This window comes from Kitasatospora sp. NPDC022856, from assembly GCF_055561235.1.
The window spans coordinates 68,884-90,073 of the sequence record NZ_JBVHHE010000001.1 but is presented as its reverse complement, the minus strand read 5'-3'; the positions used below and the strand labels follow the sequence as shown (position 1 = coordinate 90,073).

Sequence of the window (21,190 nt, the reverse complement as noted above, 5' to 3'; positions counted from 1 at the left end):
GGCGGGGGCCCAACCCGCCGCGCGGGCGCCCGGGCTCAGCGGGGGTAGCGGATCAGCTCGGTGGTGGTGAGCTCGAAGGCGAACGGCTCAGGGACGGGCACCCGGTCGCCGAACCCGCCGCTCCACCGGCGGCGGTAGACGCCGTTGCCGGGTTCGGAGTGGAGGGTGAGCGTGCCGTCGCGCGGGTCGATCACCAGGTACAGCGGGATCTGCATCAGCGGGTAGTCGCGGACCTTGCCGACCAGGTCGTTCTCCGGATTCGAGGGCGAGACGATCTCGACCGCGATCGCCGCCAGCTCTGCCGGCACGTCGTTGCCGCCGAGCTCGACCACCGAGACCGGGATGTAGGTGAGGTCCGGATTGCGCAGCTTGCCGACGTTCGGCGAGGCGAGGTCGGTGTTCTCGCTGGGCATCAGGTCGGACGGCCGGTGCGCGTCGAACTGCTCCCGGACGATCAGCAGGTTGCGTTGGTGGATCACCGACGGGCCCGCCATCATGATGATCTCGTCGCCGGAGATCTCGATCTTCCACCCCGACGGCGGAGTCAGGCCCTGCGCGTACGCCAGGAGCTGGGCATGTCGTTCGGGGACACGGAACTCGGTCATGCCGCCATCCTCCCACCGCGACGGGCCCGCCGGGCCGGACGCGGGCGCCCCGCCACCGGGGAAGGGGTGGCGGGGCGGTCGCGGCGGTCGTGGGGCGGGCGGGGTCAGAACACCGGGCGGCCGGCCCGGACCAGGCGCCAGGACTCGGCGGCGAAGTCGGCCGGGTCGATGACGCCCCGGGCCTTCACCCAGGCGATCATCGCGTTGCGGATCTCGTCCGAGTTGGCCCACACCTTCGGGGCGGCCGCGACGTGCGGGAAGTTGCCGCCGCCGTTGGCACGGTAGTTGTTCACCGCGAGGACGAACTGGGCGGCGGGGTCGACCGGCTTGCCCTCGAAGGTGAGGTTGACGATCCGCGAGCCGGCCGGCTGGGCGATGTCGATGTCGTAGCCCAGGCCGTACACCGCGTCGTAGTTGTAGTCCGGGGTGTTCTGCGCGTTGGTCAGGGTGGTCTTGTCGACCGGCGCGTCCGGGGCGAGCTGGTTGTAGTACCGGGCCGAGAACTCCAGGTAGTCCTTGAGCTGGGCGCCCGTCAGGATGCGCGCCTCCAGGGTGTTCTCGTAGATGTACAGGCCCGCCGCGTCGCGCAGCTTGACCTGGCCGGACGGGATCACGGCGGTGCGGTTGAAGGGCGCGGCCTGCGCGAGCACCGGCAGCTTGGCGTACTGGCCGCCGGCCAGCGCCTCCTTGACCACGTCGGCCTGGACGCGGCCGATCAGGTCGATGATCGGGACGTCCCGGAACGGCGCCTCGGCGATCGACAGCTCGATCTTCGCGGTGCCGATGACCTGGTTGACGTACTCGACCACCTTCTTGTGCTGGTCGGTCATCAGGCCGACGATCTCCGGGTCCTCCGGGACGGTGTTGGAGTTCAGCACCCGGGAGGAGAGCGAGACCACCTTCCAGGCGCCGCTGTCCAGCTCCACCTCGAAGTCGAAGCAGGTCAGCCGCTGGCCCCAGCAGAGCGGCTCGGAGAGCACGACCGTCCGGCCGGTCTCCTTGTTGACGACCAGCCGCTGCGGGATCTCCTTGTGCGCGTGGCCCACCAGGACGGCGTCGATGCCCGCGACCTGCTCGGCCAGCGCGACCGAGGCGTTCTCCGCCCACGGCAGCTGGTCGCCGTAGGAGGTGGCCTCGTCCATGCCGGAGTGGCAGGCCACCACGACGACGTCCGCGCCGGCCGCGCGGACCTTGGGCACCCAGACCTTCGCGGTCTCCACGATGCCGGGGAAGGTCATCTTGCCGGCGACGTTCGCCTTGTCCCAGATCGCGATGCCCGGGTTGGTCAGGCCCAGGATGCCGACCTTGAGGGCCGGGCCGTTGCCCAGCCGCAGCTTGCGGATCACGTACGGCGGGAAGGCCGGCTTGTCGGTGCGGGCGTTCAGCGCGTTGGCGCCCAGCAGCGGGAAGTCCAGCTGCTCCTCGTAGGCGCGCAGGGTGTCGATGCCGTAGTTGAACTCGTGGTTGCCGAGCGCCGCGGCCGTGTACTCCATGGTGTTCATGGCGAGCGCCATCGGGTGCTCGGGCGCGGTGTCGGCCTCGGTGGCGATCGGGTCGACCCGGGCGTAGTAGTAGGTCAGCTGGGTGCCCTGGATGGTGTCGCCGGCGTCGATCAGCAGGGTGCGGTCCCAGCCCTTCTCCTCGCGGACCTGCTTGGCCAGCGTGGAGATCTTGGCGAGGCCGACCTCGTTGTGCGCCTTGTCGGCGTAGACCGCGTCGGTGAAGTAGTCCCAGTTGAGCACCCGGCCGTGCAGGTCGGTGGTGCCCATGACGGTGAAGGCCTGCTTCTTGGCCCGCCCCTTGGCGCGGGCCTCGTCCGGGCCCGCCGCCGCGGCGGGCGTGGCGGCGACGAGGCCGGCGCCGCCGGCCAGGGCGGCGCCGGCGGCGGTGGCGGCGGACCGGGCGACGAAGTCACGACGGTTCAGAGGCATGGACGGCTCTCCCGGGTGGGGACGGCGAATGGGTCGTCAGGTGTGGTGACGCGCGTAGAGGTACGCGCGTAGAAGTGTGCCGCGCGACCCGGCCGATGGGTAGCCCCGAAACGTTTCCAGCAGGTGAGATCTTGGCGACTCGTTCGTGACGCCGCCGCACCGGCATCGCGCACCGTACCCGCCGCGGCCGCGGAACAGGTCACCCGCCGCGGCCGGAAAAGCGGCCACCCGCCGCGCCGGCGGACGGGACGCGGCGGGCGGGTGGCCGAAGGACGGGCGCGGGGCCTAGATGTACCCCTCGCGGACCGCGTGGGCGACCGCGTGGGCCCGATTGCGCAACTGCAGCCGGGTCGTCAACCCGTGCAGGACGTTCTTGACCGTGCGCTCGGAGTACGACAACCGGGCCGCGATCTCACCCGTGTCCCAGCCCTCGGCGACCAGCCGCAGCACGTCCGACTCCCGCTCGGACAGCCCCGACGGCGCATGGCCCGGCATCCCCTGGACGCTCCGCTGCAACCGGCCCACCTGGCTGATCAGCCGCCCCAGCAGGTCCGCCGGCAGATCACCGTCACCCCGGGCCGCCGCCAGCACCGCCCGGCCCAGCCGCTCGGCGGTGGCCTCCCGGCGCCAGATGATCGCGGCCACGCCGCACTCCACCGCCTCCAGCAGCTCGGCCTCGCGCATCCGCTCGACGACCAGCACCACCCGCTGCTCGGCACCGCGCACCAGCCGCCGCAGGTTCGCCATCACGGCGGCGTCCGCCGACTCGGCCAGCAGCACGGTGACCGCCCCCGGTGTGGTCGGCGCACCCGGCGCCGGATCCAACAGCTCCAGCCCCGGGTGACGGCGCAGCTGCGCCTCCGCCCCGGCCCGCGAGATCGGGTCCGCGGCCTGGACGACGACGCTGGTCCGGCCACCGCTGGACGGGGGAGCGGCGGACGGGGCGACGTGCCGGGCGGACATCGGACGCTGCGGCGGCACCATCCGCTGGCCCGCCGACGCGGGAGCGTGCCTGGGCACGGCCCGGCGTTCGTGGTCGGTGTGCAGGACAGTCAAGCTGGCCCCCTCCTGGAGAATCCCCGGCTCGCGGCCGGACGGCGGTGCGCCGCGCCCAGGCCCTTGCAGGGCCCGGCGGGCACAGGCGTGCGGCGTGCGATGCGGGAACGACGACGGCCCCCCGGTAGGCTCCATGGTCCCCGCCACGGGCGGCCACGGCCATCGTGGTCCACCACGAGATCGGCCACCCGGCGGCAACGGAGCAGCGCAGCGCCGCGCGGACACGCGCACGACGGGCGCGGCCCCGGCCCGGGCGGGGGCGGTGCGGGGCGCGGAGGGCCGCCGGACGGATCGGGCGGGGGTGGGTGCGGAGCGGCTCCGAAAGGGGTGCGACGAGAATCACAGCTCTAACCGAGCCGCTGACACGGCGTCAAGCCGTTTCCCTGCACAACGGGGAAAAGTGCCCGTCCGGTCATCGGCGGGCGTCGCGGGAGGGAAGCAGATGAGTACCGTCAGGACGCGCCGACACCAGCAGGACCGGACCGTCGCCGCACCACCGCACCTCGCGGCCCGCGACCCCCAGCTGCGCCGGATCGCCGCCCTCGCCACCCGCGCCCGGACCGGCACCGGCGGCGTCCTGCTGGTCACCGGCGCCGCCGGCACCGGCCGCAGCGCCCTGCTCGCCGAAGCCGCCCGCCGCGAGGCCGCCCACGGCACCACCGTGCTGTGGGCCCGCTGCTCCGTCGACGAGGCCACCACCCCCTACGCCGCCGCCCGCCAGCTGTTCGAGGCCGCCCCCGGCCAGGGCACACCGCCCCCCGGGACCGGCCGCACCGCCCCCGACACCGACACCGACCTCTGGGCCCTGCTGCGCCTGCACGCCGCCCACAGCCCTGTCCTGCTCGCCGTCGACGACATCCACCTCGCCGACCGGGCCTCCCGGGACTGGCTGCTCCAGCTCGCCCGCCGGATCGACCGGCTGCCCGTCCTCCTGCTGGCCACCGAACGCCGCCAGAGCGCCCTCGGCAGCCCGCCCGCCCGCTTCGGCCGCGGCCTGCCCCCCGGACTGGCCGACACCACCCGGCTCGACCCCCTCGACACCACCGCCGCCACCCGGCTCGCCGAACTCCACCTCGGCCTCGGCGCCCCGCCCGCCCTCGCCGACGACTGCGTCCGCGCCACCGGCGGCAACCCGCTGCTGCTCACCGCACTCCTCGCCGACCTGCGCGACCACCCCGACGAGTGCTGCCCCGCCGCCTTCACCGCCCTGCCCGCCCCGCCCGCCCTCGTCGCCCTCCCGGCCCTGCCCGCGCCCCGCGCCCTCACCACCCTCCGCGCCCTGCCCGACAGCTGCGCCCGGATGCCCGGCGGCGCCTTCCCCGAAGCCGTCGAACAGTGGCTGCGCGGCGGCGGCGACCGCGCCCTCACCGCCGCCCGCGTCCTCGCCCGGATGCAGGAACACCCCGCCGCCCGCACCGCCCCCCTGCCCGGCGCCGGGGACTTCGACCCGGTACCGATGCTCGCCGAACTCGCCGGCGCCGACCCCGACCAGATCACCGGCTGGCTCGCCGAGCTCACCACCCAGCAGCTGCTCGACGACCCCGGCCCCGGCCGCTGGCCCCGCTTCGCCCACCCGCTGCTCACCGACGCCGTCCTGGCCGGCCACGAACCCGGCCACCGCGCCCGCGTCCACCGCGCCGCCGCCGAGTTCCTGCACCGCACCGGAGCACCCGACGAACGCGTCGCCGGACACCTCCTGCTCACCCCCGCCCCCGCCCCGCGCTGGGCCGCGGAAGCCCTGCGCCGCGCCGCCCGCAAGGCCGCCGAGGCCGACCGCCCCGAGGACGCCGTCACCCTGCTGCGCCGGGTCCTCACCGAGCCGCTCAACGACCGCCGGCGCGGCCTGCTGCTCACCGAGCTCGGCGGCCTGGAGGTCACCCTCGGCCCGGCCGAGCGCACCGCGGGCGTCCGCCACCTCGCCGAGGCAGTCCACCTCCAGCAGTCCGACGAAGGCGTCTTCCAGACCGCCAACACGCTCGGCGCCGTACTGGCCGCCCGCGGCGACGCCCCCGCGGCGCTGGAACTGATGGAGGAACTGGCCGAACGCTTCGCCGACCGCGACGACCTCGTCCACGCCGTCCAGGCCGCCGCCGCACTGATCGCCGCGCACGACGGCCACAGCTGGCTCCAGGTGGTCGAGGGCGTCCAGCGGTTCGCCGCCCGCACCCAGCACCGGCTCGCACCGCCCGCGTACGCGCTGCTCACCGAGTTCGACTCGACCAGCGGGGTGCTCTCCGCGGCCGAGGTCGCCGCCCGGGTCAAGGACCTGCTCGACGCCCCGGTCGACCCGCTCTGCCGCTCCTACGTCCTGGTCTCCGCCGCCACCCTGGCCCAGTGGGCGGACCTGCTGCCCGAGGTGGACCGGCTGGTGGCGCGCGGCCTGGCCGCGTACCGGGGGCCCTCGCTGGACCCCGGCTACCAGTGCCTGCTGAGCGTGCGCGCCGAGAGCCGGGTGATGCGCGGCGAGTACCAGGCGCTGCTCGACGACCTCGCGCTGACCGGATCGTCCGCCGCGTCGGCCGCCGCCGCGTCCGCGCCCGCCGCCTGCGCGGGGCCCGCCGCGCTCCCGGGACCGGCGCCCGCCCCCGCCCAGGCGGCCCCGCCCGCCCCCGCCCAGCCCGTCCGCCAGGGGCTGCGGACCGGCGTCCGCGGCCGGTCCGGCGGCGAGAGCGCCGAGCGGCCCGAACGCCACGAGCGCTCCGTCTGGTCCTGGTGGTGCGGGACACCGGCGGACACCGGCCCGGGCGCCAGCGGCCCGGGCGCCACCGGGCCGGGCCACCCGGGCGCCTGCGCCCCGGGCACCGCGGACCCGCACCTCGCGGACCGCGACGTCACCACCCCGGGCGCCGCGACCGCGCCCGGTGAACCGGCCGAAGCCGACGCGCAGGCTCCCGCCACCTACGCCGGCCTGCTCGGCCAGCAGAACGCCCACCTCGTCGCCCAGGCCGTCATCGCCCTCACCGAGACCGGCCGCTACTGGCAGGCCCACGGCCTCGCCCGCGCCGTCGCCGCGGACCGCGCCCAGGGCTCCTGGGAGTGGAACGAGTACCTGTACGCCCGCGGCCTGCTCCGACTCGCCACGGGCGAACCGGCCGAAGCCCTCGTCGACCTGATGGAATGCGGCCGCCGCCAAGGCGAACGGCACGTCCTCAGCCCCATCGTCACCCCCTGGCGCTCCGCCGCCGCCGACTGCCACACCGCCCTCGGCGAACCCGGCCCCGCCGTCGCCCTCGCCGAGGAGGAACTGCGGCTCGCCCGGATCTGGGGCACCCCGCGCACCGTCGGCCGCGCCCTGCGCGCCCTCGGCGCCGCCACCGGCGGCCGCCACGGACTCGACCTCGCCGCCGAGGCCGTCGAACTCCTGCGCACCGCCGAGATCGAGACCGAACTCATCCCCGCACTGATCACCCACGGCCGCCTGCTCGCCGACGGCGGCCGCCGCGGCGCCGCCCGCCGCGCCCTGCGCGAGGCCGCCGGCCGCGCCGAACGGCTCGGCGCGATACGACTGCGGGCCGTCGCCGTCGAGGCGCTCCGTGCCAGCGGCGCCCGGCGCGGCCGCGGCGAGCACGCCGGCGCCGAGGCCCTCACCGACAGCGAACTGCGGATCTGCCGCCTGGCCACGGCCGGACACTCCAACGCCGAGATCGCCGCCATGCTGCACCTGGCCGTCCGGACCGTGGAGACCCACCTGACCAACAGCTTCCGCAAACTCGGCGTCCGCCGCCGGGCGGAACTCGCCGGCGCCCTGGAGACGTGACCGGCCCGCGCCGACACCCGGCGCGGGCCTCCCCCGCTCAACCCGCCAGCACCGCCGCCATCCGCTCCACCTCCCGGGCGAGCGCCACCCCCGGATCCTCGCCGTCCGGCGTCCAGCGCTCCCAGGTCCGCGCCCGCAGATAGCCGTCCACCGCCACCGGCAGCCGCCGCAGCACGATCCGCTCCGCCGCCGGTCCCGGACCGACCACCCGCAACCGCTCCACCAGGTCGTCCAGCTTCACCGACGACGGCAGGGCCACCGTCCCCAGATAACCCGCCAGCGCGTCCAGCTCCACCCAGCGCACCGGCGGCGCGGGCAGCGGCACGTTCGGCACCGGCGCGTTCGGCACCGGCACGTCCGGCACCCGCCCCGGGGTCACCGGGCGCGGCCCCGGCGCCAGCAGCACACCCACGACGTACAGCGCCGCCACGATCCCCGGCCACCACGCACCGCCGAGCCCCGCGAAGTGCAGCCCCAGCCCGACCGCCCCGCCCCCGCAGCCGACCAGATTGCGGGTGGACTCCAGATACCCCACCATCCGCCGCCCGCCCGGACCCCCGCGGCTACTGGTACCCACGGATCTCCTCGAACGCCCCGTCCAGCGACGCCGTCCCGTCGAACAGCTTGCCCCCGGTCAGATCCGCGATCCCCTGCAACTGGTTCTTCGCCGCGTCCCCGAACAGGATCGGGAACACCGGCACCGCCTTCTGCGCCGCCGCCAACCCGTTGTAGAAGTTCCGGAAGTCCTTGTCCGACGCGCCCTCGTTGCTCTCACCGTCCGTCATCACCACGATCGACGTGAACCGGTCGTCCTGCGCCGCCGCCTGCTGCCGGTCCAGGAACCGGTACGCCTCCTGCAGCGAGCTGTACACCGCCGTCCCGCCGTCCGCCGACAGCGCCTGCACATCCGCGTTGATCGACGCCAGCTCCTGCTGCGCACCGGCCGCCGGCACCGTGTGCGTCTTCGTCGACTTCACCTTGGAGGCGAACGACAGCAGCGTCACCTCCTCGCGGTTGCGGAACCGCCGCACCCCCCGGGTGTCCTCCGCCCCGGTCAGCCGCCCCAGCGCCGACTTCAGCGCCGCCAGCCGGGCCCCCGCCATCGACCCCGAGGTGTCCAGCACGTACACCGTCCGCGACGGCCGGCGCAGCTCGTCCTGGTACGAGGCCAACAGGCCGTCCGCGACCGCCTTGCTGCCCGGGAACGGCAACTCGTGCCGCCGGTCGGCCGGCAGCGACGGAGCCGCCGCCACCCCCGCCGACACCGGGTGACGCAGCGTCAACTCCGAGACGCGCTTCTGCACATCGTCCTTCAGCAGGTAGTCGGTCAGCCGCCGGAACGAGTCCCGCTCCCGCTCGGCCGACGAACTGAGCAGCGTCAGCGGGTAGTTCGCCGACACCACGCCGTCGGTCGGCCGGATCACCGTCAACTGCTGGTCCGCCGCCAGCGTCTTGTTCATCGACAGCAGGACCGACTCGTAGTTGACCAGCGCCCCGACCCGGCCCTGCTCCGCCCGCGCGTACGCCTGCGCCAGCCAGCCGGACGAACCCGACGTCAGCTTCTGCCCCGTGAAGAACTGCTTCAACGACGGCGTCGCCTTCCGCACGTCCGCCTCGGTGAGCGCCGAATCCGCCCCCGAGAACGCCGCCGCCACCGCCACCAGCGCCGAGAAGCCCGAGTTGGACCGCGACGGGTCGGCCATCCCGTACGCCAGCCTGCCGGTCGACGCCGCGTCCGCCAGCTGCCCCCAGCTCACCTTGGAACCGTCGCCCCAGCCCAGCTCGTTGAGCGCGGACGACCGCACACCCACCGCCACCGGCGACACCATCACCGGCGTCTCCGACAGCAGCTTCGACTTCCCCGCGTCGTCCAGCCGCAGATAGTGGTTCGAGGGGAACCAGACCGCGTCGTACTTGCCGTCCGCCCGGCCCGAGGCCACGGCGTCCGCACCGTCCAGCGACCCGGTCCAGGCGAACTGGACGGTCACCCCGGTCGCCTTCTGCGCCTCCTCCAGCACCGGCGCCATGTCCTGCAGTTCGCTGCCGGCCAGCACCCGCAGCACCCCCGCCCGCGCGGTCGGCGCCGGCGCGTCGCTCTGCTGCGGAGCCGGCGCCGGCGAGGACGTGCACGCCGTCGCCGCCACCAGCAGGGCGAGCCCCGCCACCAGCACCCGCCCGCCGCGCCCCGCCGCGGCCCCCACCCTGGTCGTCCTCATCGTCGCCCCGTCCGTCGTGCCGTCGTGTACCGCTTCGGGCGGTCCCGTTCGCCCCGCCACCGTCCCGCCCGCCATCGGCCGGTCACTTCCCCTTCGCCGCGTCGACCAGCTTGGCCAGCGCCTCCGAGGACGGCACCGGCGCCTGTTTCACCCGCGCCGCCGTCAGGTCCGCCGCGAAGGCCGGGTTCTCCCGCCCGGCGGTCTGCAGACCGAAGGCGGCCGGATCCGACTGCGGCCGGAACCCGTACCTGGCCTCCAGCTTGCGGAGCTTCTGGTCGTCGTTCAGCAGCGCGGCCAGCTTCTGCCCGGCCGCCGTGCGCCCGACGATGGTGTGGTCGGAGGAGATGGTGGTGTCCGGGTACAGCACCACCATGTCGCCGGTCCCCTTGCCCTCCACCGCCAGCTGCGCCGCCTGCGACTCGTAGGCGAGCACCAGCGGATTGCCCACGTTCGAGAGGAAGTCCCGGAACGGCTCGTCGCTGCTGCTCTTCTGGATGCCCTGCTTGCTGGTCAGCGAGGACAGCACGGCCTTCACCTGCTGCACCTCGGCGTCGCTCGACACCACCTGGTGGTTGTTGAGCAGGTAGGAGACCAGCGCGAGGTACAGCGCCCCGGAGGAGGACTCGGCGGGGTCCGTGGTGGTCATGAAGACCGCACCGCTGAGGTCCGCCTGGTCCTTCGCGCCGGTGAGCTCCTCCCACCGGCGGCCGGCCCTGACCACGTTGACGTACTCGTCCATCCTGAACGTCCACACCCGGGAGTTCTGGTCCTGGGCGGCCAGCCCGTTCTGCGCCAGCACCTTGGCCGTCGACCGGTGGGCCAGCACCACCAGGGGCGAGTAGAACGGGCGGACCGGCCCGTCCTTGAGCTGCAGCTGCCGGCGGATCGCCTCGGCCGGCGACAGGCTGGCCGGGAACGCGAAGTCGAGCCGGCCGAGGTCGCTCTCGCTCATCAGCCACGACCCGGTGGTCTGCACATCGACCTTGAGGCCCTGCTCCGCCAGCGCGGCCACGACGTCCGGATCCTTGAAGAAGTCTCGCTTCTCGGAGCCGATCACGCCGGTCACCGTGACGACCTTCGAGCCCGGACCGTCCTGGCCGGTGGGTTTGAGCAGCGCGAACGCCACCCCGCCGAGCAGCACCAGTGCCGCGATCACCCCGAACGCACGCTTCATACCGGGCGATTCCCCCTCGTCGGACCCGTGTCCGGGCTCCCACCCGGGTGACGAGCGTCCCGCCGGGCCGCGAGCGGCGGCCGAAGGCGTGGTGAACCGGGGGTGAACACCCCTTCACGGAATCGCATCGGCGGACGCCCGCCGGGTGCCGCGCGCACACCAGTCCGAGCGGGTGTCAGATTGTTCAACTCACCTTCCTGCAAAGGTCATCCCGCCGGTCGGACGGGCGTCGATGTTACGCGCCGGTAATGCCTACGCTCAGGGGTATGCGCCGAGCAAAAATCGTCTGTACTCTCGGGCCAGCCACCGACTCGTACGACCAGATCAAGACGCTGGTCGACGCCGGGATGGACATCGCCCGCTTCAACCTGAGCCACGGCTCCCACGCCGAGCACGAGGAGCGCTACCGCCGGGTCCGCAAGGCCGCCGACGAGACCGGCCGCAGCGTCGGCGTGCTCGCCGACCTTCAAGGCCCGAAGATCCGACTGGAGACCTTTGCCGAAGGTCCGGTACTTCTCGAACGCGGCGACGAGTTCACGATCTCCACCGACAAGGGCGTCGTCGGAGACCAGAACATCTGCGGCACCACCTACCCGGGCCTCGCCGCCGACGTCACCAGCGGCGAGCGGATCCTCGTCGACGACGGCCGGGTCACCCTGGAGGTCGTCGAGGTGGCCGGCCCGCTGGTCCGCTGCACCGTCGTCGAGGGCGGCCTGGTCTCCGACCACAAGGGCCTCAACCTCCCCGGCGTCGCCGTCTCCGTACCCGCGCTGAGCGAGAAGGACATCGCCGACCTGCGCTGGGCCCTGCGGACCGGCGCCGACCTGATCGCGCTCTCCTTCGTCCGCAGCGGCCGCGACATCGAGGACGTCCACCGCGTGATGGCGGAGGAGGGGCGCTCCGTCCCGGTCATCGCCAAGATCGAGAAGCCGCAGGCGGTCGAGAACCTGGAATCCATCGTGGACGCCTTCGACGGCATCATGGTGGCCCGCGGCGACCTGGGCGTGGAGATGCCCCTCGAACAGGTCCCGATGGTCCAGAAGCGCGCCGTCAAGCTGGCCAAGCGCAACGCCAAGCCGGTCATCGTCGCCACCCAGATGCTGGACTCGATGATCAACGCCTCCCGCCCCACCCGGGCCGAGGCCTCCGACGTCGCCAACGCCGTCCTCGACGGCAGCGACGCGGTGATGCTCTCCGGCGAGACCTCCGTCGGCAAGTACCCCGTCGAGACGGTCCGGACCATGGGCCGCATCATCGAGGCCGCCGAACAGGACGTCCTCGCCGACGGCCTCCCGCCGCTCACCGCCGGCACCAAGCCGCGCACCCAGGGCGGCGCCGTCGCCCGCGCGGCCACCGAGATCGGCGACTTCCTGGGCGCCAAGTACCTGATCGCCTTCACCCAGTCCGGCGACACCGCCCGCCGGCTCTCCCGCTCCCGCTCGCCGATCCCGGTGCTCGCCTTCACCTACGAACCCGCCGTCCGCAGCCAACTCGCCCTCACCTGGGGCGTGGAGACCTTCCTCGGCCCCTTCGCCGCCACCACGGACGAGATGGTCGAACAGGTCGACGCCGCGCTGCTCTCCCTCGGCCGCTGCCGCAAGGGCGACATCGTCGTCATCACCGCCGGCTCCCCACCCGGCCTCGCCGGCTCCACCAACCTCGTCCGCGTCCACCACGTGGGAACACTGGACAGCTGACCGGGCTTCGCCGATGGCGGCGCGCTCCGGGGGAGCGCGCCGCCATCAGTACTTGGGGCCGATGTGGGCGTCCATGAGGGCGACGGAGGCCTTGCGAGCGATGGAGACGTTGACCTGGCCGGTGGGGCGAGGGACGGAGGTCTTCCACCGCACGCCGACGGCGTCGAGGGTCGAGGTGAGGAGGGCGATGATGTCGGTCGAGGTGTTGGTGAAGAAGTAGCGCGGGTATTCGTGGCGGCGGACGACACCGTTGACGGTGCGGGTCGCCCAGTTGGTGATGCGGCAGCCGTCGGAGTGGATCAGGCCGCGCAGGAACTCCCACGGGTGGGCTTCGACGATCTCCTGTTGCCACGGCTGCAGGGCGATGAGGCGCTCGTGCTTCTTGCCGGCGCCATGCTGGGGGAAGTAGCAGGTCAGGTGCTGGGAGTACAGCTCCACGTCGTGGGAGCCGGTTCGGCGGACGCGGCACGGCCTGTTGCGCGGCATCACCTCGCGCATGGCCTTCTCGGCGGAATCCATGATTCCCGGCCAGTTGTCGTCACAGGAGATGGACAGGCTCGCCGTGCGGTGCTGCTTGGGTCGGCTGATGTGGCCGTCGCCCAGATAGAGGCCGAGTAGGTAGGCGTAAGCGGAGCGGTTTATCCCGTCTCCGTAGCAATGGACGCAGGTCGACCGCTTGCGCCCGGGAGGCGTACCGTGCTTGGCAAGATCTTCGTGTTTCCACCAGGAGACGGTGCCGGGTGGGACGCCGAGCCTCCGTGCTACGTCGGCGTTGCGGACGCCTTGGCGAAGGAGACGTACGGCTTGTTCGCGCGCTGAGGGGGGAGCCATGTCGCTCAGCGTGTCTGCTGCTCGGGTGACATTCGGGAGATCCCGCGATCATCCACCGGATCCGGTGAATTCCTCATTCAGCGGGAATACCGCTTGAAGTGCCGGGTGCGGGATTCGAACCCGCATGTCCTTTCGGACAGATGTGTTTGAGACATCCGCGTAAGCCTATTCCGCCAACCCGGCCGGGTGCGACTGCGACAGCATACCGCGTGCGCGTCCGCGGGTGGGTGTAGGTACCCTCATTGATGCAGTACCCCGCCGGAACGAGGAGCCCCGTGAGCACCGCCGACGAGCAGGCAGAGCCGCTTGAGACCGACATGCCCCAGATCACCCGAATTGTGATCGCCGAGGACGAGGCGTTGATCCGCCTCGACCTGAAGGAGATGCTCGAAGAGGAGGGGTACACGGTCGTCGGCGAGGCCGGGGACGGGGCGACGGCGCTGAAGCTGGTCGAGGAGCTGCGGCCCGACCTGGCGATCCTGGACGTGAAGATGCCCGTCCTGGACGGGCTCTCCGCCGCCGAGCAGATCCACGAGGCGCACCTGGCGCCCGTGCTGATGCTGACCGCGTTCTCGCAGCGCGAGCTGGTGGACCGGGCGCGGGACGCGGGCGCGATGGCGTACATCGTGAAGCCGTTCAGCAAGAGCGACCTGGTCCCCGCGATCGAGATGGCCGTCTCCCGGTACACCGAGATGCGGACGCTGGAGGAGGAGATCCAGGACCTCACCCAGCGGCTGGAGACCCGGAAGCTGGTGGACCGGGCGAAGAGCGTGCTGCAGACCAAGTTCGGGCTGAACGAGCCGGCCGCGTTCCGGTGGATCCAGAAGACCTCGATGGACCGTCGGATGACGATGGCCGCGGTCGCGGAGGCCGTGATCGAAGAGGGCGAGGCCCAGGACAAGAAGAAGGCCGACGAGGCCAAGGGCGAGCAGTAGCGGCCCGTGGGCCGACAGGCACGTGGAAGGGCCCGGCAGCGCACGCTGCCGGGCCCTTCCACGTGCCTGTCGGGCGGGAGGTCAGTCCTCGCCGAGGTAGGCCTTCCGCACGGACTCGTCGTGCAGGAGGTCGGCGCCGGTGCCCTTCAGCACGATGCGGCCGGTCTCCATCACGTAGCCCTGGTCGGACAGCGAGAGCGCCGCCTGGGCGTTCTGCTCGACCAGCAGGATGGTCGTGCCGCTAGCCTTCAGCTCCACGATGGTCGCCATGATCTTCTGCATCATCAGCGGGGAGAGCCCCATCGAGGGCTCGTCCAGCATCAGCAGCTTCGGCTGGGACATCAGCGCCCGGCCCATGGCGAGCATCTGCTGCTCGCCGCCGGACAGGGTGCCGGCGGCCTGCTTGCGCCGCTCGCCGAGGATCGGGAAGAGGCCGTAGGCCCGCTCGACGTCCGCCGCGATGCCGGCCGTGTCGGTGCGCAGGAACGCGCCGAGCAGCAGGTTCTCCTCGATGGTCATCCGCGGGAAGATGTGCCGGCCCTCGGGGGAGTGGGCGAGCCCGAGCGCGACGATCTTGTGGGCGGGGACGGTGGTGAGGGCCTGGCCGTCGAAGGTGACCGTGCCGCCGGTGGGCTTGAGCAGACCGGACAGGGTGCGCAGGGTGGTGGTCTTGCCGGCGCCGTTGGTGCCGATCAGGGTGGTGACCTCGCCCTGGTTGACGGTGAAGCTGATGCCCTTGACGGCTTCGATCTTGCCGTAGGCGACGCGGAGGTCCTTGACCTCGAGGAGTGCGGTCACTGGTCGGTCTCCGTTGCTGCGGGGGCGGTGCCTTCGAGCGGTGCGCCGAGGTAGGCGGTGATGACGCGTTCGTCGCTCTGGACGGTCTCGCGGTCGCCTTCGACGATCTTCTGGCCCTGGACCAGGACGGCGGTGCGGTCGCACAGGTTGAAGATGAACCGCATGTCGTGCTCGATGACGAGGATGGAGATGCCCTTGTCACGGATGGCGAAGACGAGTTCCTCGGCGGCCCGGGTCTCCTGCGGGTTCATGCCGGCGGTGGGCTCGTCGAGGAGCAGCAGGCCGGGGTCGGAGGCGAGGGCCCGGGCGATCTCCAGCTTGCGCTGTTCGCCGTAGGGGAGGTTGCGGGCGAGGTGGTCGGCCTTGTCGGCGAGTCCGGTGAACGCCAGCAGTTCCATGGCGCGGGCGCGGCTCTCGGCTTCGGCGCGGTGGTAGCCGGGGCCGCGGAGGATGGCGGAGAAGATGCCTTCCTTGGTGCGGCTGTGCCGGCCGACGAGGACGTTCTCCAGGACGGTCATGTTGGCGAAGAGCCGGATGTTCTGGAAGGTGCGGGCGATGCCGGCCTGGGTGACGAGGTGGGGCTTGGGCGGCAGGACGGTGCCGCGGTAGGCGACGCGTCCCTCGGTGGGGACGTAGAGGCCGGTGAGGCAGTTGAAGAAGGTGGTCTTGCCGGCGCCGTTGGGGCCGATCAGGCCGATGATCTCGCCTTCGCCGACGGTGAGGGAGACGTTGTTGACGGCGGTGAGGCCGCCGAACCGCATGGTGACGCCGGAGACTTCGAGCAGGGGCTTGGCGGGGCCGGGCCCGGAGACGGCGGCGGGGGCGTCGGTGGTGGTCATCTGGCTGGTCACGCCCCTGCCTTGGTGAGGGCGACGGTGTCGCCGGAGAGCTGCGCGGGGATCGCGGCCTCGTGGAATTCCAGCTGGTTGCGCCGGTTGGGGATGAGCCCTTCGGGGCGGACGCGCATCAGCACGATGAGGGCGATGCCGAAGGCGAGCAGCTGGTAGTTGGAGAGGAATTCCAGCTTCTTCGGGATGAGGAAGAGGAGGGTGGCGCCGGCCAGCGGGCCGCTGATGGTGCCCATGCCGCCGAGGATGACGGCGGCGAGCAGGAAGGCGGAGTTGGGCGGCAGGGCCTCGGCGAAGGTGTACTGGTCGGGGGTGACGGTGTAGCTGACGTGGGCCTGGACGGTGCCGGCGAGGCCGGCGAGGCAGGCGCCGAGGGCGAAGGCGAGGAGCTTGAGCCGGAAGCCGTTGATGCCCATGGCCTCGGCGGCGGTCTCGTCCTCGCGGATGGCGACCCAGGCGCGGCCGATGCGGGAGTTGCCGACCCGGGCGAAGACCAGTACGACGAAGGCGGTGACCAGGAGCATCAGCAGGTAGTAGTTGGAGAACCGGCCGAGTTCGACGCCGAGGACGGTGTGCGGCTTGCCGAGGTCGAAGCCGAGGATCTGGAGGTCGGGGATCCGCGGGATGCCGTTGGAGCCGTTGGTGATCTTGGGCCCGGTGGTGCCGTTGAGGTTGAGCATGGTGATGCGGAAGATCTCGCCGAAGCCGAGGGTGACGATGGCGAGGTAGTCGCCGCGCAGCCGCAGGGTGGGGGCGCCGATCAGCACACCGAAGATCATCGACACCACGGCGCCGGTCAGCATCGCGGCCCAGAAGGGGAACTGGACGTGGATCGGCGAGGCGGGGGAGCCGGAGACCAGGGCGGCGGCGTAGGCGCCGACGCCGAGGAAGGCGACGTAGCCGAGGTCGAGCAGGCCGGCCAGGCCCACGACGATGTTGAGGCCGAGGGCGACGGTGGCGAAGATCAGGATGTTGGCGGCGACCGAGGTGTACTGGTCGCTGGTCTGGGTGAACGGGAAGCTGGCGGCGGCGGCGAAGGCGGCGCCGGTGGTGACCGGGCGGTACTTGACGGTCAGCGCGCGCAGCCGGGCCAGCAGGCCGCCCTTGGCCAGGGCGGGGACGACGGCGGCGGCGAGCAGCAGGTAGGCGGTGAAGAGTTCGCCGTACTCGGTGTCGATGCCGAAGGTGATCGCGAACAGGCCGATGGCGAAGGCCAGCACGATGAGCAGGACCTCGGCCCAGGAGGGCAGTTCGCGGGCGGCGGGCAGTGGCCGCTCGACGGTGCCGAGGCGGAGCCCGCTGTTGGCGAGGTGGCCGATCTGCAGGAGCAGGACGGCGGCGGCGGCGATCACCAGGGCGCCGGCGAGGGCGGTCAGCACCGGGGCGACGGGCTTGTCCTCGGGGACGGCGTGGGTGGCGAACCAGACGACCGGGGCGGCGGGGAGGAGCAGGAACAGCCGCCGGTCGAGGATCCGCACCGGGACGTGGGTGCGCCGGTCGAGCGGCAGGCCGAGGGTGCCGACGACGGCGAGCAGCGAGCCGAGGGCGGCGACCCAGCCGCCGGGGTCGAGGTTGGCGAGGCCGCCGAGGTCGACCGCGATGGCGATGACGGAGAACCAGCTGACGGCGAAGGCGCCGGCGGCGGCGAGCAGGACGGCGTTGTGGCTGCGGGTGGGGGCGGCCCAGCGCAGGCCGCGGACGCCGTGGGTGGCGAGCAGCAGGGCGAGGGTGAGCAGGCCCGCGGTGAGGGCGAGCCACTGGAGGCCGGCGGGGGAGCCGTAGTAGGTGAGGTCGCCGGGGAACTCGTCGGTGTACGTCCAGGACATCAGGGCGGAGCCGGCGGTGGCGAGGGCGCCGAGGCCGGTGAGGAGGGCGGCGGCGCGGGCCGGCAGCGGGATGACCGGGGTGGTCTCGGTGGTCGAGGTGGTGGTCATGGTGCTCACGCCCTGTCCGCGACGCGTTCGCCGAGCAGGCCCTGGGGTCGGACGAGCAGGACGAGGATGAGGAGTACGAAGGCCCAGACGTCCTTCCAGGCGCCGCCTCCGAAGAGGTGCATGCCGGGCAGGTGCTGGATGTAGCCGGTGGCGAGGGCTTCGGCGAGGCCGAGGGCGACGCCGCCGAGCATGGCGCCGTAGATGTTGCCGATGCCGCCGAGGACGGCTGCGGTGAAGGCCTTGAGGCCGAGCAGGAAGCCCATCCGGAAGTCGATCTGGCCGCTGCGCAGACCGTAGGCGACGGCGGCGACGGCGGCGAACGCGGCACCGATGGCGAAGGCCATGACGATGATCCGGTCGGTGTCGATGCCCATGAGCTTGGCGGTGTCGGGGTCCTGGCTGGTGGCCTGCATGGCGCGGCCGGAGCGGGTGCGGGTGACGAACCAGCCGAGGGCGAGCATGCAGAGCGGGGCGGCGATGATCAGGAAGATGTCGCTGCGCTGGACGGTGACGGAGCCGAGCTCGAACGGGTCGCCGGGGATCTTCGGGAAGACCCGGGCCTTCTTCGCGTCGGGGTAGAACGAGAAGACGAGCTGCTGCAGGACGATCGACAGGCCGATCGCGGTGATCAGGGGGGCCAGTCGGGGCGCGGTGCGCAGCGGCCGGTAGGCGAAGCGCTCGGCGGCGACGGCGGTGAGCGTGGAGACCAGGATGCCGGCTATCAGCATCAGCGGTAGGGCCAGCCAGAGTGTGGTGCCGCCGGGGAGGGCGAGGTAGGCGGTCAGGGCGCCGAAGCCGCCGACCATGACGATCTCGCCGTGGGCGAAGTTGATGAGCTGGACGATGCCGTAGACCATCGTGTAGCCGATCGCGACGAGCCCGTAGAGGGCGCCGAGGATCAGGCCGTTGGCCAGCTGCTGCGGTAGGTCGTGCACCGCTGGGCCTCCGTTGTGCGTTGCGTGAAGTCCGCGTGGGTGGGGGATGTGGGCGCGCGCGGGGGCACTGGTGGCGCCCCCGCGCGGGATGACTCCGGTGTTCCGGACTGTGCCTGTCGGGTAGTCAGGTCAGCCGCTGAAGGTGCCGGACTTCTCCACGGCCCACTTGCCGTCCTTGACGGTGTAGACGGTGAGCTGCTTGTTGGTGGTGTCGCCGAACTCGTCGAAGGAGACCTTGCCGGTCACGCCCTCGAAGGAGACCTTCTGGACGGCCTCGACGACCTTGGCGCGGGGGTTGCTGGGGAGCTTGCCGCCGTTGTCCTTGACGACGTTCTTGACGGCCTCGATGATCGCCCAGCCGCTGTCGTAGGAGTAGCCGCCGTAGGTCTCGTAGGCGTCCTTGTAGCCGGCGGTCTTGTAGTCGGCGATGAACTTGGCGGCGGTGGGGAGCGCCTCGACGGGCAGGCCGACGGCGGTGGCGTAGTCGCCCGCGCTCTTGGGGTTGAGCTTGATGAAGTCGCCGCTCTGGATGCCGTCGCCGCCCATCAGGGGGATGGTGAGGCCGGCGTCCTTGAGCTGGAGGGAGAGCGGGCCGGCGGCGGGGTACTCGCCGCCGTAGTAGACGGCTTCGGCGCCGGAGCTCTTGACCTTGGTGACGACGGCGGCGAAGTCGCGGTCGTCGGGGTTGACGTGCTCCTCGCCGACGATGGTGCCGCCCTGCTTGACGAACTCGCCCTTGAAGGTGGCGGCGAGGCCGGCGCCGTAGGTCTTCTGGTCGTCGATGAGGAAGACCTTGGTCTTCTTGGCGTCCTTGGCCAGGAACTGGGCCGCGAAGGGGCCCTGGACGGCGTCGGTGGTGGCGGTGCGGAAGTAGGACTTGAAGGGGCGGGCCTTGTCGCCGCTGGCCCACTTCTCGCCCTGGCTGAGCGCGACGCCGGTGTTGGCGGGGGAGATCTGGACGAGGTTGGCGTCGTTGAAGATCTGCTGCATCGACTGGGCGACGCTGGAGTTCAGCGGGCCGACGACGCCGATGACGTTCTTGTCGGCGACCAGCTGGGTGGCGTTCTGCTGGCCCGGGGCGGGCTTGCCGGTGTCGTCGAGGGCCTTGATCTCGAACTTGACGCCGGGGACCTCGTTCTTCTCGTTGGCCTGCTTGACCGCGAGCTCGACGGAGTTGCGGATGCCGAGGCCGAGGGCGGAGAGGTCGCCGGTGAGCGGCGCGTCCACGCCGATGGTGACGGTGGTGGCCCCGGCGTTGCCGTCCCCGGACTTCTTCTCGCCGCGGGATCCGCAGGCGCTGATGCTGAGGGCGCCGATCACGGCAATGCTCACGACAACTGCTGAACGGTGACGCACAGGGGTCCCCTTCGGTTCAGGAGGGCGCCGCGCCTGAGTGGCGGGAGCCGGGATGCGCAATGGGCCTGGCCCAATCCGGTGGCGCGGTGACTGGCCGTGACTCTAGATGCCTCTGGGCGGCTCGGGCAGTGCTGTGGCGAGGCTGTGATTCTCTTGTTATGAGCACACGGAGCGACCGTCTCACTATGTGGTCGTTCTGGCCCGATCGATCCTGTACTGACGGGCGTCTACTCGCTGATAGGTGCATGTAAGGGCCAGAATTGCGGGTGACTCCTGGCCTCACCGATAATCGGACATGACTGTCCGCCGTGCTGGTGTCGGGCATGTGCATCCGAATATCGGACATTCCCGGGAAAGGCGAAGCGCCCCCGGGTCGATGCGGGTCCGGAAGCGGTCGAAAGTTCGGATTTCCTACTTGTTACGCAGTGTTACATCCCTCGCAGTGCGCGCAAACGCGTCCGCCCCCTTGTCTGGACCAACGCCTGCCCAGGGCAGTCGAAGGTCAAACAAGGGGGCGGACAAGGGAATTGATGATCGGTCGGCCCGACCGGCGGGCCATTGACGGGTCGGCCGGGCCGACGGGGCGTCAGAGGTCGCGGAGCATGCAGGTCAGGCGGCAGCTGGTGATCCGCTTGCCGGTGTCGTCGGTGATCGCGATCTCGTAGGTGGCGGCGGTGCGCCCCTTGAACACGGCGGTGGCGACCCCGGTGATCAGGCCGGAGGTGGCCGAGCGGTGGTGGGTGGCGTTCAGGTCCACGCCCACCGCGTACCGGCCGGGGCCGGCGTGCAGCATCGCGCCGACCGACCCGAGGGTCTCGGCCAGCGCCGCCGAGGCGCCGCCGTGCAGCAGCCCGTACGGCTGCTGGTTCCCCTCGACCGGCATCGTGCCGACCACCCGGTCGCCGGAGGCCTCGACGACCCGGATCCCGAGCTTGTCGCCGAGGCGGCCGCCGGAGAAGGTGGCCGGGTCGACGCCGAGCTTCGCGAAGTGGTCCAGCACCTCCTGCGGGATGTTCAGGGCGGGGGCCGGTTCGGGGGTGGTCGCGCCGGGGGCCGCTTCGGTCATGGGGGAGCTCCTGCCGCTCGGGGGTCACGTCGTCGTGCTGCCTGCGATCGT

The 21,190-nt window shown here is 72.1% G+C and carries 16 protein-coding genes, 1 tRNA gene and 1 pseudogene; 3 read left to right on the top strand and 15 right to left on the bottom strand.

Annotated elements, in window-relative coordinates; translation table 11 throughout:
- Positions 1–35: 35 nt before the first annotated feature.
- The 3 genes from ACZ34W_RS00390 to ACZ34W_RS00380 all read right to left on the bottom strand — a co-directional run bounded on the left by ACZ34W_RS00390 (position 36) and on the right by ACZ34W_RS00380 (position 3,499).
- Positions 36–605, bottom strand: coding sequence for a Uma2 family endonuclease (locus tag ACZ34W_RS00390; RefSeq protein WP_329487197.1), 570 nt, complete (start codon positions 603–605; stop codon positions 36–38).
- Between the two features lie 104 nt (positions 606–709).
- On the bottom strand, positions 710–2,536 hold the full coding sequence (locus ACZ34W_RS00385; RefSeq protein WP_465600279.1) for a bifunctional metallophosphatase/5'-nucleotidase: 1,827 nt from the start codon (positions 2,534–2,536) through the stop codon (positions 710–712).
- Positions 2,537–2,821: 285 nt separating this feature from the next.
- Complete coding sequence (locus ACZ34W_RS00380; protein WP_329492076.1) at positions 2,822–3,499, bottom strand: helix-turn-helix transcriptional regulator; 678 nt, start codon at positions 3,497–3,499, stop codon at positions 2,822–2,824.
- A gap of 535 nt (positions 3,500–4,034) precedes the next feature.
- Between ACZ34W_RS00380 and ACZ34W_RS00375 the strand changes: the two genes are divergently transcribed.
- A complete protein-coding gene (locus tag ACZ34W_RS00375) occupies positions 4,035–7,349 on the top strand; it encodes a helix-turn-helix transcriptional regulator (RefSeq protein WP_465600276.1) in 3,315 nt (1,104 codons plus the stop codon).
- Positions 7,350–7,386: 37 nt separating this feature from the next.
- Here the strand turns inward: ACZ34W_RS00375 and ACZ34W_RS00370 are convergent, their stop codons facing one another.
- The 3 genes from ACZ34W_RS00370 to ACZ34W_RS00360 all read right to left on the bottom strand — a co-directional run bounded on the left by ACZ34W_RS00370 (position 7,387) and on the right by ACZ34W_RS00360 (position 10,739).
- The gene (locus ACZ34W_RS00370) at positions 7,387–7,926 is read right to left on the bottom strand and encodes a hypothetical protein (protein ID WP_465600273.1); all 540 of its coding nucleotides are present in this window, start codon (positions 7,924–7,926) and stop codon (positions 7,387–7,389) included.
- The gene (locus ACZ34W_RS00365) at positions 7,913–9,565 is read right to left on the bottom strand and encodes a VWA domain-containing protein (RefSeq protein WP_465600270.1); all 1,653 of its coding nucleotides are present in this window, start codon (positions 9,563–9,565) and stop codon (positions 7,913–7,915) included. The genes ACZ34W_RS00370 and ACZ34W_RS00365 overlap by 14 nt, the downstream gene beginning before the upstream one ends.
- An 82-nt stretch (positions 9,566–9,647) precedes the next feature.
- A complete protein-coding gene (locus tag ACZ34W_RS00360; protein WP_465600267.1) occupies positions 9,648–10,739 on the bottom strand; it encodes a hypothetical protein in 1,092 nt (363 codons plus the stop codon).
- 266 nt (positions 10,740–11,005) lie between these two features.
- On the opposite strand from ACZ34W_RS00360, the gene pyk reads away from it, so the two are divergent.
- Entirely contained in the window at positions 11,006–12,436 is a 1,431-nt protein-coding gene (pyk, locus tag ACZ34W_RS00355; protein WP_329487191.1) for a pyruvate kinase, read from the top strand.
- A gap of 45 nt (positions 12,437–12,481) precedes the next feature.
- Here pyk and ACZ34W_RS00350 read toward each other — a convergent pair whose 3' ends face one another.
- From ACZ34W_RS00350 to ACZ34W_RS00340, 3 genes and pseudogenes are all read right to left on the bottom strand, one after another.
- Entirely contained in the window at positions 12,482–12,955 is a 474-nt protein-coding gene (locus ACZ34W_RS00350) for a hypothetical protein (RefSeq protein ID WP_465601181.1), read from the bottom strand.
- 165 nt (positions 12,956–13,120) lie between these two features.
- Positions 13,121–13,267, bottom strand: a pseudogene (locus ACZ34W_RS00345) (helix-turn-helix domain-containing protein); the annotation flags it as partial.
- A gap of 99 nt (positions 13,268–13,366) precedes the next feature.
- Positions 13,367–13,450: transfer RNA gene (locus ACZ34W_RS00340), tRNA-Leu, on the bottom strand.
- Between the two features lie 62 nt (positions 13,451–13,512).
- On the opposite strand from ACZ34W_RS00340, the gene ACZ34W_RS00335 reads away from it, so the two are divergent.
- Positions 13,513–14,202, top strand: coding sequence for an ANTAR domain-containing response regulator (locus ACZ34W_RS00335; RefSeq protein ID WP_380394343.1), 690 nt, complete (start codon positions 13,513–13,515; stop codon positions 14,200–14,202).
- 81 nt (positions 14,203–14,283) lie between these two features.
- Here the strand turns inward: ACZ34W_RS00335 and ACZ34W_RS00330 are convergent, their stop codons facing one another.
- The 6 genes from ACZ34W_RS00330 to ACZ34W_RS00305 all read right to left on the bottom strand — a co-directional run bounded on the left by ACZ34W_RS00330 (position 14,284) and on the right by ACZ34W_RS00305 (position 21,139).
- Positions 14,284–15,000 (bottom strand): ABC transporter ATP-binding protein, encoded by a 717-nt coding sequence (locus tag ACZ34W_RS00330; protein WP_329487190.1) that lies wholly within the window; start codon positions 14,998–15,000, stop codon positions 14,284–14,286.
- On the bottom strand, positions 14,997–15,839 hold the full coding sequence (locus tag ACZ34W_RS00325) for an ABC transporter ATP-binding protein (RefSeq protein WP_329492074.1): 843 nt from the start codon (positions 15,837–15,839) through the stop codon (positions 14,997–14,999). Before ACZ34W_RS00325 ends, ACZ34W_RS00330 begins: the two co-directional genes overlap by 4 nt.
- An 8-nt stretch (positions 15,840–15,847) precedes the next feature.
- Entirely contained in the window at positions 15,848–17,782 is a 1,935-nt protein-coding gene (locus ACZ34W_RS00320; RefSeq protein WP_465601128.1) for an ABC transporter permease subunit, read from the bottom strand.
- Between the two features lie 5 nt (positions 17,783–17,787).
- Positions 17,788–18,717, bottom strand: coding sequence for a branched-chain amino acid ABC transporter permease (locus ACZ34W_RS00315; RefSeq protein ID WP_329487189.1), 930 nt, complete (start codon positions 18,715–18,717; stop codon positions 17,788–17,790).
- A 129-nt stretch (positions 18,718–18,846) separates the two neighbouring features.
- Positions 18,847–20,073, bottom strand: coding sequence for a branched-chain amino acid ABC transporter substrate-binding protein (locus tag ACZ34W_RS00310; RefSeq protein WP_465600261.1), 1,227 nt, complete (start codon positions 20,071–20,073; stop codon positions 18,847–18,849).
- 586 nt (positions 20,074–20,659) lie between these two features.
- A complete protein-coding gene (locus ACZ34W_RS00305) occupies positions 20,660–21,139 on the bottom strand; it encodes a PaaI family thioesterase (protein ID WP_329487187.1) in 480 nt (159 codons plus the stop codon).
- Between the last annotated feature and the right edge of the window lie 51 nt (positions 21,140–21,190).

Bases quoted from the DNA above. Each gene is read 5' to 3' on its own strand.
- ACZ34W_RS00350 (WP_465601181.1), bottom strand. From the start codon at position 12,955: ATGGATTCCGCCGAGAAGGCCATGCGCGAGGTGATGCCGCGCAACAGG.
- ACZ34W_RS00375 (WP_465600276.1), top strand. From the start codon at position 4,035: ATGAGTACCGTCAGGACGCGCCGACACCAGCAGGACCGGACCGTCGCC.
- ACZ34W_RS00305 (WP_329487187.1), bottom strand. From the start codon at position 21,139: ATGACCGAAGCGGCCCCCGGCGCGACCACCCCCGAACCGGCCCCCGCC.
- ACZ34W_RS00365 (WP_465600270.1), bottom strand. From the start codon at position 9,565: ATGAGGACGACCAGGGTGGGGGCCGCGGCGGGGCGCGGCGGGCGGGTG.
- ACZ34W_RS00335 (WP_380394343.1), top strand. From the start codon at position 13,513: ATGCAGTACCCCGCCGGAACGAGGAGCCCCGTGAGCACCGCCGACGAG.
- ACZ34W_RS00385 (WP_465600279.1), bottom strand. From the start codon at position 2,536: ATGCCTCTGAACCGTCGTGACTTCGTCGCCCGGTCCGCCGCCACCGCC.
- ACZ34W_RS00380 (WP_329492076.1), bottom strand. From the start codon at position 3,499: ATGTCCGCCCGGCACGTCGCCCCGTCCGCCGCTCCCCCGTCCAGCGGT.
- ACZ34W_RS00360 (WP_465600267.1), bottom strand. From the start codon at position 10,739: ATGAAGCGTGCGTTCGGGGTGATCGCGGCACTGGTGCTGCTCGGCGGG.
- pyk (WP_329487191.1), top strand. From the start codon at position 11,006: ATGCGCCGAGCAAAAATCGTCTGTACTCTCGGGCCAGCCACCGACTCG.
- ACZ34W_RS00390 (WP_329487197.1), bottom strand. From the start codon at position 605: ATGACCGAGTTCCGTGTCCCCGAACGACATGCCCAGCTCCTGGCGTAC.
- ACZ34W_RS00320 (WP_465601128.1), bottom strand. From the start codon at position 17,782: ATGACCACCACCTCGACCACCGAGACCACCCCGGTCATCCCGCTGCCG.
- ACZ34W_RS00325 (WP_329492074.1), bottom strand. From the start codon at position 15,839: ATGACCACCACCGACGCCCCCGCCGCCGTCTCCGGGCCCGGCCCCGCC.